Source organism: Achromobacter maghribensis, from assembly GCF_057334215.1.
The window spans coordinates 687,132-697,954 of sequence record NZ_JBHFII010000061.1; the positions used below are offsets into that span (position 1 = coordinate 687,132).

The 10,823-nt window shown below is 65.8% G+C and carries 11 protein-coding genes; 4 read left to right on the top strand and 7 right to left on the bottom strand.

All coding sequences use genetic code 11. The features are described from left to right. Positions 1-45: 45 nt before the first annotated feature. From ACE039_RS29250 to mutS, 3 genes are all read right to left on the bottom strand, one after another. Entirely contained in the window at positions 46-273 is a 228-nt protein-coding gene (locus ACE039_RS29250; protein ID WP_105557453.1) for an endopeptidase, read from the bottom strand. A 217-nt stretch (positions 274-490) separates the two neighbouring features. Further along, the gene (locus ACE039_RS29255) at positions 491-1,684 is read right to left on the bottom strand and encodes a ribosomal protein uL16 3-hydroxylase (RefSeq protein ID WP_485824081.1); all 1,194 of its coding nucleotides are present in this window, start codon (positions 1,682-1,684) and stop codon (positions 491-493) included. After that, complete coding sequence (mutS, locus tag ACE039_RS29260; protein ID WP_485824082.1) at positions 1,681-4,350, bottom strand: DNA mismatch repair protein MutS; 2,670 nt, start codon at positions 4,348-4,350, stop codon at positions 1,681-1,683. The genes ACE039_RS29255 and mutS overlap by 4 nt, the downstream gene beginning before the upstream one ends. 163 nt (positions 4,351-4,513) lie before the next feature. Between mutS and ACE039_RS29265 the strand changes: the two genes are divergently transcribed. Together ACE039_RS29265 and ACE039_RS29270 are read left to right on the top strand one after the other, a co-directional pair. Then, positions 4,514-5,419, top strand: coding sequence for an aldose epimerase family protein (locus tag ACE039_RS29265; protein WP_105557456.1), 906 nt, complete (start codon positions 4,514-4,516; stop codon positions 5,417-5,419). Positions 5,420-5,498: 79 nt separating this feature from the next. Further along, on the top strand, positions 5,499-5,855 hold the full coding sequence (locus ACE039_RS29270; protein WP_105557457.1) for a hypothetical protein: 357 nt from the start codon (positions 5,499-5,501) through the stop codon (positions 5,853-5,855). A 55-nt stretch (positions 5,856-5,910) separates the two neighbouring features. Here ACE039_RS29270 and ACE039_RS29275 read toward each other — a convergent pair whose 3' ends face one another. The 3 genes from ACE039_RS29275 to ACE039_RS29285 all read right to left on the bottom strand — a co-directional run bounded on the left by ACE039_RS29275 (position 5,911) and on the right by ACE039_RS29285 (position 8,210). Next, on the bottom strand, positions 5,911-6,216 hold the full coding sequence (locus ACE039_RS29275) for a hypothetical protein (protein WP_233214043.1): 306 nt from the start codon (positions 6,214-6,216) through the stop codon (positions 5,911-5,913). A 157-nt stretch (positions 6,217-6,373) separates the two neighbouring features. Beyond that, positions 6,374-7,387 (bottom strand): zinc-binding alcohol dehydrogenase family protein, encoded by a 1,014-nt coding sequence (locus tag ACE039_RS29280; RefSeq protein WP_105557459.1) that lies wholly within the window; start codon positions 7,385-7,387, stop codon positions 6,374-6,376. 28 nt (positions 7,388-7,415) lie between these two features. Next, the gene (locus tag ACE039_RS29285) at positions 7,416-8,210 is read right to left on the bottom strand and encodes an SDR family NAD(P)-dependent oxidoreductase (protein ID WP_448711551.1); all 795 of its coding nucleotides are present in this window, start codon (positions 8,208-8,210) and stop codon (positions 7,416-7,418) included. A gap of 112 nt (positions 8,211-8,322) precedes the next feature. On the opposite strand from ACE039_RS29285, the gene ACE039_RS29290 reads away from it, so the two are divergent. Further along, positions 8,323-9,225, top strand: a complete 903-nt coding sequence (locus tag ACE039_RS29290) for a LysR family transcriptional regulator (RefSeq protein WP_485824083.1) — start codon at positions 8,323-8,325, stop codon at positions 9,223-9,225. A gap of 21 nt (positions 9,226-9,246) precedes the next feature. Here ACE039_RS29290 and ACE039_RS29295 read toward each other — a convergent pair whose 3' ends face one another. Further along, the gene (locus tag ACE039_RS29295) at positions 9,247-9,768 is read right to left on the bottom strand and encodes a DUF6496 domain-containing protein (protein WP_313465273.1); all 522 of its coding nucleotides are present in this window, start codon (positions 9,766-9,768) and stop codon (positions 9,247-9,249) included. 183 nt (positions 9,769-9,951) lie between these two features. Here ACE039_RS29295 and ACE039_RS29300 point away from each other — a divergent pair, with 183 nt between their 5' ends. Further along, on the top strand, positions 9,952-10,167 hold the full coding sequence (locus ACE039_RS29300; protein ID WP_054426601.1) for a dodecin: 216 nt from the start codon (positions 9,952-9,954) through the stop codon (positions 10,165-10,167). The last annotated feature ends 656 nt before the right edge of the window (positions 10,168-10,823 follow it).

Below are 10,823 nucleotides of genomic sequence, written 5' to 3' on the forward strand. Positions count from 1 at the left end.
GGGGCTTTTCTACGTCTTCAGAGCGGGGGTTCGTCTCTGTTTTTATTAAGACGCGGGGGTGGTCGAGCCGCCCGGGGTGTTCGAACCGCCACCAGGCGTCGTGCCGGGGGTGGGCGCCGGAGCCGGCGACGTGGCCGGGGGCGTGGTGCTCGGGGCAGGCGTGCTAGCGCCCGGAGTGGGGTTGTTCGCGGGCGCCGGGGCATCTTCCTTCTTGTTGCAAGCGCTGAGCGACACTGCCAGCACCGAGGCAATAATCAAGGTTTTGCTCATCATTTTTGGACTCCTGTAGATGACGACTCTTGAAACCCCCTTAGGGGAAACCAGAATCCAGGCTACAGGAAGCCGGGGCCCTATCGCGTGTGAAAGTTAAAAAGGTCGCATCCCAATGGCAACAAACCTTTCAGCTCCGTGTTATGTCTTTCCTTATGTGACCGCACGCATAGACCTGATTGCGTTCTGTGTAAGTCAGATACGCGCACGTGTCTGGATACTACGCCGCACGGTAATGAATCCACCCGGAATCCACCCAATCCGCCAGGCATGAACGTGCATCGTCGGATAGCTTTGCGCAGGCCGGGTCGGCGCAATCCAGACTGCGTGCATCGGCCAGCGTTCGCAGGGCGGCCTCGGCGGGCGTCATGGCGGTTTCGCCATTGATGAAGAGTTGCTTGCCGCGATACAGCATGCGGCTGCGGCGATCCAGCACCAGGCTGCCCGAGGCGGGCCAGTCTTCTTCCAGGTCCACGTCCATGCCGTCGGGCGCGTCGAACACGCTGAGGTTGTGCGGTTCGGTCAGCCAGCAACCGAGGAAGCGCGACGCCAGCGCGTCGTCGAAACGGAGTTTTTCCACGGTTTCCAGCGTGGCGGCCACCAGGGCATCGGGCAGTGCCGCGGGCGTGTCGACGGCGGGCTGGCCCGGGTCTCGATAGACGGCGGACAGTTTGGGGCCGGGCAGGGCGGGTTCACCGTAGGGGCCGCCCAGCAGCCCGACGCGCGCCATGACCTGGTCGGCGGCGGCTTCCAGCAGCCCGCGTGCCAGCGTGGCCTGCGTGGGGGAGCGGAACCCGATCGAGATGGTCATGCAGCCATCGCCCATGGCGATGCCGTCATGGGCCGCCTGCGGCGGCAGGTACAGCATGTCGCCGGGGACCAGCACGGCCTTTTCTTCAGGCTGGAAATTGCTGAGGATCTTCAGCGGCAGGCCGGGTTCCAGCGACAGGTCTTTCTGGCGGCCATAACGCCATTCGCGTTCGCCAGCGGCCTGCAACAGGAAGACGTCATAGCTGTCGAAGTGCGGGCCGACGCCACCGCCGTGGCTGGCAATGCTGATCATCACGTCGTCAAGACGGGCGTCGGGGATGAATCGGAATAGCCCCATCAGTTCGGATGCCGCATCGCTCAGCAGGTCCACGCTTTGAATCAGCAGCGTCCAATCGCCTTCGTTGTCTTTGGGCAGGCGCGCGAACGGGCCGTTCTCCATTTGCCATTCGCCGTTCTCGCGCCAGATCAGGCGCGATTCGACATCGTCGCGGCGCGCCAGCTTCTTGATGGCCGCGATGGTCAGCGGCGGCTTGAAGCCGGGGATGGCCTGGCGGATCAGCAGCGGCTTGCGCTGCCAATAGCGGCGCATGAAGTCGTTGGGGCTTTGGTTGCCCAGCAGCGGCAGGCGTTGGTCGAGGTTCATTGAAGGTGCTTCTTCAGGCGGTAGAGGGCATCCAGCGCTTCGCGCGGGGTGAGGCTGTCGGGGTCGATGGCGGCAAGCGATTCGCGCAAGACGTTCAGCGCCTCGATTTCGTCGGAGCGCTCGGTGTCGGCGTAGGCCTGCGCGTCGGCGTCCGCCGCGGCCGAGAACAAGCCCAGCTGCGGTGTGGGCGAACCCTGCGCTTCCAGCCGTTCGAGCTCGCGGGTGGCTTGGCGGATCACCGCAGCGGGCACGCCGGCGCGTTGCGCCACCTGGATCCCATAGCTGCGGCTGGCCGGGCCTTCGCGCACTTCGTGCAGGAAGACGATGCCGCTGGCCGATTCCGCCGCGGCCAGGTGCACGTTGGCGGAGGCCGGCTGTTCGGCCGGCAGACGGGTCAGTTCAAAGTAGTGCGTGGCGAAGAGCGTCAACGCGCGGTTGTGCGCCAGCAGGCGGCACGCGATGGCCCACGCCAGCGCCAGGCCGTCATAGGTGGAGGTGCCGCGGCCAATCTCGTCCATCAGCACCAGGCTGTTGGGCGTGCTGGCCGACAGGATGGCAGCCGCCTCGGTCATTTCCATCATGAAGGTCGAGCGCCCGCCCGCCAGGTCGTCGGCCGCGCCGATACGGGTGAAGATGCGGTCGATCTTGCCAATGCGCGCGCGGGTGGCGGGCACGAAGCTGCCGATGCGCGCCAGCAGCACGATCAACGCCACCTGACGCATGTAGGTCGATTTACCGCCCATGTTCGGGCCGGTGATCAGCAGCATGCGGCGGGCGGGGTCCAGGCGGCAGCCGTTGGGCGTGAAGCGTTCGATGGCGTGTTCGACCACGGGGTGGCGGCCGGCCTCGATATCGATATCGGCCTGTTCGGACAAGTCCGGCGCCATCCAGTCGTGGCGGCGCGCGTGGTCGGCCAGGGCCGCCAGCGTATCCAGTTCGGCCAGTGCAGCGGCGCAGTCGGACAGCGGCCGCACATGTTCGGCCAGCACGTCCAGCAATTGTTCGAACAGCCACTTTTCACGGGCCAGCGAACGGTCCTGGGCGGACAGCACCTTGTCTTCCCATGTCTTCAATTCGGGCGTGATGTAGCGCTCGGCATTTTTCAGCGTCTGGCGGCGGCGGTAGTCTTCCGGCACCTTGGCCGTCTGGCCCTTGGAGACTTCGATGTAGAAGCCATGCACGCGGTTGAACTCCACGCGCAGGTTATTGATGCCCGTGCGCTCGCGCTCGCGCGCTTCCAGCTGCACCAGGAAGTCGCCGCCGTCGGCCGCCAAGCCACGCAGTTCGTCCAGTTCGGCATCGAAGCCGGCCGCCAGCACGCCGCCGTCGCGAATCGCCACGGCAGGCTCGGGCGCAATGGCGCGCACCAGCAGCGCGGCCAGCGCCGGGTCTACCGACAGGTGCGAGATGAGCTCGCCCAGACGCGGGGAATTCGCCATGGGTTCGACCAGATCGCGCAAGGCCGGCAGGGATTCCAGCGCGTCGCGCAGGCTGGCCAATTCGCGCGGGCGTACCGAGCGCAGCGCCAGGCGTGCGGCAATGCGTTCGATGTCGGGGAAGGCGTTCAGCGCCGCGCGTAGCGATTCCAGCAGGCCGGCCGCGCCTAAGCCGGCCACGCCGAAGGTCTGCTCGACGTCCATGCGGCCGGCCAGCAGCGCCGAGATGGCTTGTTGGCGCGCCAGCGCTTGATCGTTCTCGCGTAGCGGATGGTGCAGCCAGCGGCGCAGCAGCCGGCTGCCCATGGGCGTGCGGCAGCCGTCCAGCAGCGAGAACAGCGTGGGCGAGTCTTCGCCGGACAGCGTCTGGGTCAGTTCCAGGTTGCGGCGGGTGACCGGGTCCAGCAGCACGTACTGGCCGGGACGCTCGGCCGACAGGCTTTGCACGTGCGCCAGCGCCTGCGACTGGGTGCGCGCCGCATAGCGCAGCAGCGCGCCGGCGGCGCAGATGCCGGCCGGCATGTCTTCGATATCGAAGCCTGCCAGCGTGTCCGTCTTGAAGTGCGCCAGCAGATGCGCGCGCGCGCCGTCGCTTTCAAAGTGCCAGTCCGGCACCCGGGCGCGAGCGCCTTCGAAGGGGAAGTCGAAATCGGCGCTGTCGGCGCAGATGATTTCCGCGGGCGCGATGCGGTGCAGTTCGGATTCCAGCTGCGCAGGCGCGCATTCGGTCACGCGGAACTCGCCGCTGGCCAGGTTCAGCCAGGCCAGCCCGGCGCGCGGCGCGCGGGCGTTGCCGCTGACGAACACGGCGGCCAGCGCGCGGTCTGCCTTGGCGGGCAGCAGGGCGTCGTCGGTCAGGGTGCCGGGCGTAACGATGCGCACGATGCGGCGTTCAACGGGGCCCTTGGAGGCGGCCGGGTCGCCGATCTGTTCGCAGATGGCGATGGATTCGCCCATGGCGACCAGGCGCGCCAAGTACTGCTCCATGGCGTGGACAGGCAGGCCGGCCATCGGGATCGGAATGCCGTTGGATGAGCCGCGCTTGGTCAGCGTGAGGTTGAGCAGGCGCGCGCCGCGTTCCGCGTCTTCATAGAACATTTCATAGAAATCCCCCATGCGATAGAAGAGCAGCAAGGGTCCAGCCTCCGCTTTCAGGCGGAGGTATTGCTGCATCATCGGGGTGTGGCCCGCGTGGGCGTCGGCGGCGGTGTTTTGTGTTGCTGAATTCATGCCCGTGATTGTATCGGGCCGGAGCAGGCGGCAGGGGGACGGCGATGGGACTTGTTTGTCCGGGCGCATGCGTTTCGGACAGGAGGACCGGCGCGCTTGCCGCTTAGGTGCGGCGGCGTCACAATCTGGCGACGCGGCCTTGTGATGGCTGCGGGAGCTGTTGATGCAGGATTACCCTTTCGCCGACCCGTTGGATGCGTCCGAACGGGTCGTTATTGCCGGCGGTGGCCACCAGGCGGAATTCGCGCCGGGCGGCGGCGGGCGTCTGACCCGTTTGTCCACGGGCGCGCATGATTGGATCGTGCCGCTGACGCAGACCCAGTGGCCGGCGGGGAAATGGCCGCGGGCGGGGTCTTACCCGTTGGCGCCGTATTCCAACCGCATTCGCGATGGCGTGTTCACGTTCGACGGCGCGCGCCATGCGTTGCAGTCCGTGCCGGGGCGGCCCCACGCAATACACGGCGCGGGCCTGTTCCAGGCCTGGCATGTGCGCAACCACGCGGCCGACAGCATCGATCTGGTCCTGAACCAGCCGGCTGGCGTGTTGGGATGGCCCTGGCCGTTTGAATGCGTGCAGCGCTATCGGCTGGACGCGCGCGGGCTGAGCCTGTCCTTCATCATCGTCAACCAGGGCGATACGCCCATGCCGTTCGGCTTCGGCATTCATCCGTATTTCACCGCCGAGCGGGTCACATTGAACGCGCGGCGGCTGTGGACGGCCGACGCGGATGGCCTGCCCACGGGCAGCCGCGTCAAGCATGTGCGCGAACTGCGCCGGTCGGCCGACGGGTGCGACACCTATCTGTCGCAGTGGGAGGGGCGCGCCACGCTGCACTGGGCGGACGGGCATGAATTGGCGCTGCACGCCGATCCGGCGTTTGCGCATCTTGTGGTCTATACGGCGCCGGGCTCGGATTTCCTTTGCGTGGAACCGGTCACGAACGTGGCCGATGCGTTTAATCGGGCCGCCGATGGCGATACGCGCACCGGCATGCGCACGCTGGAAGCGGGCGCGCGGTTCAGCGCGACCTGCCTGCTGGGGCTGAACCTGCCCCGCGCCCAGCGCTGACCCGGGCCAGAACACGGCGCTTGGAAAGCGCCGGCTCCTCCGGCGATAATCCGGGCAAATCCAATCCAGGAGTTCCTACGTGAAAAAGCTCAGCACCGAACAATTGCAGGCTGCGGCCGAGACGCTGCGCCGGGTGCAGGCGAAGCTGGCCCGCTCGGGCAATTTGCCGCTGGAGCCTACCCTCTACGCCAGCGCAAAAGGGTTTCGGCGCAATGTTCCGGAGTACCTCTGGAGCTGGCTGTCGGGTCTGCTGGCGCCGCATAAGAGCCTGGCGTCCTGGATGGACACGCATCAACCGGGTTGGCGCGACGGCAAGACGCCCGCCGCCGTGGTGTACGCCCGCACCGAGACGGGGTGGTTCGATTGGCTGATCACGGAACTCGAGACCGAGATCAATGACCCCCATGCCCGCGCCAAGCGGGAAGGGCGCGGCTAAGACCTATCGGGTAGGCGACCTGGTGCTGCCTGGCGCTAGCGCCTAGCCTTCAGGGTCAGGCGCGACGGGCGCGTACCCGTGTGAACAGGTGAACAGCCGTTTCCAAAACGGCTGCCGCCAGCAATGCGGCCAGGACAGAGGTCAGGACCAGCGAGTCCCACAGGCGCGGCGGGCCGACGCGGAACTGGATGGTGTCGAACACCATGCCGGCCGCCACGCCGGCGACGACGGCGGCCTTCCAGCCTTGCAGCGGCGCAAGCCGAAGCATCAACAGGGTAAACGCAACCATCCCCCACAGGAGCGGCTCGAGCGTTTGATCGATCAAATGGGCAAGCAGGGGAAACTCCCGGTAAATTCGCACGGAACAGTCCGCCCGCGTTTTTACCGCTTTCTGGCCGGAATGGCGAGATCTGCCGCCCGACGCTCGGCCCGGTGTCCCCAAATCCGGGTAATGGCCTGGAGGGATTTTCTTGGGCCCTCCAGGCCAAACCGCGCGGATGCGCTCGGAAGCGGCCGGGTCAGAACCCTTCCAGCACCACCTTGCCCTGCGCCTTGCCGCTTTCGATGAAAGCGTGGGCCCGGCGCAGGTTGGCGGCGTTGATCTTGCCGTAGTGTTCGCCCAACGTCGTGCGCAGCGTGCCGTTGTCGATCAGGCGGGCCGCCTGGTTCAGCAGTTCGTGCTGGGCGATCAGGTCGGGCGTGTTGTGAAGGGGGCGCGCGAACATGAATTCCCAGTGCAGCGACGCGGATTTTCCTTTCAGCAGACGCACGTCGATAGCGGCGGGATCGTCGATCAGCGCGATTTTCCCTTGCGGCGCGATTGCCGCCGCCATCTGCGGGAAGTGCTTGTCGGTCTGGTTCAGCCCCGCGATATAGCTGACTTGGCCAAAGCCGATACGCGCGAGTTCTTCCGTCAGGGGCTTACTGTGGTCGATGACATGGTGGGCGCCCAGTTCGCGTACCCAGGCTTGCGTCTCGGGCCGCGAAGCGGTGCCGATCACGGTCAAGCCGGTCAATTGGCGCGCCAACTGCACCAGGATGGATCCCACGCCGCCTGCCGCGCCGATGACAAGCAGGCTGTGCTGGCTGGGGGCGGTGTTGTCCAGCACGCGCAGGCGGTCGAACAGCAGTTCCCAGGCGGTGATGGTCGTCAACGGCAACGCCGCGGCCTGAGCAAAGTCCAGGCTGTCGGGCATGCGGCCGACGATGCGCTCGTCCACCACGTGGCGTTCGCTGTTTGCGCCCGGGCGGTTCAGGGCGCCGGCATACCAGACGCGGTCGCCCGGCTTGAACAGGCTGGTCTTGGCGCCCACGGCGCGCACGATGCCGGCGGCATCCCAGCCCAGGATTTCGGGTTGGCCGTCCTTGGCCGCGCGGTTGGCGCGGATCTTCACATCCACGGGATTGACGGAAATGGCGTGCACGTCGACCAGCAGGTCGTGGTCGCCGGGCACGGGCTCGTCGATCGTGATGTCTTGCAGGGCGTCGGCCTGATCGGCAGGCAGGTTCTTGAAGTAGGCGATGGCTTTCATGGCGGGCTCGGGTCGGGTCAGAGGGGAATCAGAGGATGGAGCGCACGACGCCGCCGTCCACACGCAGCGCGGCGCCGTTCGTGGCGGAGGCCTGCGTGGAGCAGGTGTAGACGACCATGTTGGCCACTTCCTCTACCGTGGCCAGGCGGCGCAGCAGGGACGTCGGGCGATGCTGGGCGATGAAGTCGCGTTCCATGTCGTCCTGCGACACGCCTTGCTCCTTGGCCATTTCGGCGAAGAAGTCGGCCACGCCCTCGGATCGCGTCGGGCCGGGCAGTACGGCGTTCACGGTGACTCCGGTGCCGGCGGTCAGTTCGGCCAGCCCGCGCGACACGCCCAGCAGCGCGGTCTTGCTGACGCCGTAATGGATCATTTCGGCGGGGATCTGCACGCCGGATTCGCTGGAAATGAAGATGATGCGACCCCAATCGGCGGCCATCATGCGGGGCAGGTAGTAGCGCGACAAGCGGATGCCGCTCATGACGTTGGTGTCCAGCATGACCTGCCAGTCGTCGTCCGTGATTTCGGTGAAGGACTTGGGCGCGAAGAAGCCGGCGTTGTTGACGAGGATGTCCACGTCCGGGTGGGCGGCGCAGACGGATGCCGCGCCGTCCGCGGTAGCCAGGTCGGCCTGCACGGTGCTGACGTGGGCGGTCGGGAATTTGTCGGCGATGGCTTGGGCGGCGTGGGCCAGCTTGTCGGCATTGCGGCCATGCAGGACCACGTCCGCGCCGGCTTCCGCAAGCCCCATGGCGATGGCCAGACCGATGCCGCCAGAAGATCCGGTGACCAGGGCTTTCTTGCCGTTCAGTTCGATTTTCATGCGTTGACTCCAGACAGGTCGGGGAATGGACTCATGATTACCTAGTCCGGAACGTTGAAAAACCGGCTAGCATCCGACTCAGTTTCAATAATTTTTTGAAAATGGGGCAACCATGGTCCGGTTCGAGGACTTGAGGATCTTTGTGGCAGCCGCCGACCACGGCAGCTTTTCCGCCGCCGCCCGCGAACTAGACTTGTCGCCGGCAGTGGCCAGCGCCGCGCTCAAGCGGCTGGAACTGACGCTGGAAACGCGGCTGTTCGTGCGGTCCACGCGTAGCCTTCGGCTGACGGCCGATGGTGAACGCTATCTGGAATATGCCCGCGCAGCGATCTCCACGCTTGAGGCTGGCAAGAACGCCATGGCCCGCGACAAGACCGCCATCTCGGGTACCTTGTCGGTCTCGATCCCGTCCGACCTGGGGCGCCATGTGCTGCTGCCCTGGCTGGACGATTTCCAGCACCAGCATCCGCGCGTGAGTTTCCAGGTGCGCATCAGCGACCGGTTGGCCGACCTGTACCGGCAACCGGTCGATATCGCCATCCGCTACGGCACGCCGAACGACTCGGCGCTGGTGGCGCTGCCGCTGTCCGAACACAACCGTCGCGTCGTGTGCGCATCGCCCGCGTATCTGGCGCGCCATGGCGTGCCGCAGGCGCCCGCGGATCTGCGCCGCCACAACTGCCTGTCGTTCGTGCTGGGCGAAACGCTGCACGACCGCTGGAGCTTCGAGCGCGACGGCACCCGCACCACGGTGCCGGTCAAGGGAGACCGGGTGGGCGATGACGGCGACCTGGTGCGGCGGTGGGCGCTGGCGGGACACGGCGTGGCCTACAAATCGCGCTACGACGTGCTGAGCGACCTGCGCGCCGGCCGGCTGGTCGAACTGCTGCCGGACTACGGCACCGAGCCGTCGCCCTTATACCTGCTGTGCGTGCACCGCATGCTGCTGTCGCCCGCAGTGAAACGCATGCGCGAATTCCTGCAGGAACGGTTCAAGCGTTTCGACGCAGGCTAGCCGCGTCATCGCGTCATCGCGTCAATGCGCCGCGCGATGGTGGGCGCCGCCTGCCTGCTTGTTGGCTGCCCGCGTGCGGGCCGCCTTCTTTGCCGCCGCGGAGCGTCCGGCCGCGCCCTTGGTCGCGGCCGCTTTCTTGGCGGCCGCCGAGCGGTCCGCCGCGGTGCGTCGGCCGGCCGTCTTGCTGGCCTGGCGCGACAGCGCGGCGCGCGATGCCGGCTTGGCGCTTTCCTTCTTCAACGCGGTGGTGGTGGCGCGGGCGCGTGTGGAGGATTTGGCGTGTCCGTCCTTGGCGGCATGGGTGTCCTGTTCCGCCTTGCGCTTGGTGGCTGGGCTGGCCGACTTGGAGGCCGGCAGCTTGACCCCCGAGCGCCGCGCTTTCGACAGTCCGATCGCGATGGCTTGTTTGGTGGACCGCACGCCGTGCTTGCCTTCGCGGACATGCTCGATTTCTTCGCGTACGAATTCTCCGGCCTGCGTGGACGCTGACTTGCCCTCGCGCTTGTCGCGCTTGGCTCGTTCCAGGGTTTTTCGTTCAGGCATGGTGATCTCCTTGCGAGGTTGCGGGAGCAGAGCCGTCGCCTGTCGAGATCGGGCGACGAAACTCGTAACACCACTCTACCGCCGCGGGGGTATCCTGTGTGTTCGAATGGATTGCCGGTCGTAAGCGCCGGAAAGGCTCGCGCGCCGACGATTCACGACTCATACCCTTAGTGGAGAAGAGCAATGTCGAATCATGTCTACAAGCAAATCGAACTGGTGGGCTCTTCCACCAAGTCCACTGATGACGCGATCGCCAAAGCCATCGAGCGCGCCTCGGAAACCCTGCGCAACCTGGATTGGTTCGAGGTCACCGAAGTGCGCGGCCATATCAAGGACGGCAAAGTGGCGCATTGGCAGGTCGGTCTGAAGATCGGCATGCGCCTGGAAGGCGACAAGTAAATTCTGGCGCTGCGCCTTTTTTGAGCAGCCCTTCCAAGTGGTTGTCGGATAAGGACTTTTCGGGCTTGTTATCCGACTGTTCATAGGCTTGTCCACATTCGATGGGGACAAGCCCGTGCGCTTATCCCCATCGCCTCGCACCGCGAAACGCGGTGGCGTTTGGCACGTGCGCCTGAGCGTTCTTTGCCCGCTACCCGCAAGTCGTTGCCGCATAAGGGTTTTTGGCGACTACCCGCATACTGTCCTCAGGCTTATCCACATTTGACGGGGACAACCCGGGCCGAAAATCGAGCGCTTGGGCCTTTCTTGACCACCCCTTGCAGGGCATTGATATCGCAAGGGATTTCGGACCTGCCCTCAAGCTGTCCTCATGCTTTTCCACAGAATGCTGGGACAAATCCACACACGATGGGGCGGGCGCAAAAGGCCTGGACGGACATCCAGCCTTTTCGTGGATAAACGCGCGAAAACTCATCCAAAAGGATGATTGCGCATTGTTTGATCAGCAGGTGCAAGTGCTTGGCAGGACAGGAGATTTTGGGTCTGCCCCAAAGCTGTCCTCAACGTTCTCCACAGTAAGCGGGGATAAGTTGCCCCCACGCTGCGCGCGCTGTGCGCGCTTGCTGCCCCCCGAGGGGGCTGCGCCGCCTTGGGGC

Excerpts from the sequence above, each read along its gene's own strand:
- ACE039_RS29250 (WP_105557453.1), bottom strand. The coding sequence starts at position 273 with ATGATGAGCAAAACCTTGATTATTGCCTCGGTGCTGGCAGTGTCGCTC.
- ACE039_RS29255 (WP_485824081.1), bottom strand. The coding sequence starts at position 1,684 with ATGAACCTCGACCAACGCCTGCCGCTGCTGGGCAACCAAAGCCCCAAC.
- mutS (WP_485824082.1), bottom strand. The coding sequence starts at position 4,350 with ATGAATTCAGCAACACAAAACACCGCCGCCGACGCCCACGCGGGCCAC.
- ACE039_RS29265 (WP_105557456.1), top strand. The coding sequence starts at position 4,514 with ATGCAGGATTACCCTTTCGCCGACCCGTTGGATGCGTCCGAACGGGTC.
- ACE039_RS29280 (WP_105557459.1), bottom strand. The coding sequence starts at position 7,387 with ATGAAAGCCATCGCCTACTTCAAGAACCTGCCTGCCGATCAGGCCGAC.
- ACE039_RS29285 (WP_448711551.1), bottom strand. The coding sequence starts at position 8,210 with ATGAAAATCGAACTGAACGGCAAGAAAGCCCTGGTCACCGGATCTTCT.
- ACE039_RS29290 (WP_485824083.1), top strand. The coding sequence starts at position 8,323 with ATGGTCCGGTTCGAGGACTTGAGGATCTTTGTGGCAGCCGCCGACCAC.
- ACE039_RS29295 (WP_313465273.1), bottom strand. The coding sequence starts at position 9,768 with ATGCCTGAACGAAAAACCCTGGAACGAGCCAAGCGCGACAAGCGCGAG.
- ACE039_RS29300 (WP_054426601.1), top strand. The coding sequence starts at position 9,952 with ATGTCGAATCATGTCTACAAGCAAATCGAACTGGTGGGCTCTTCCACC.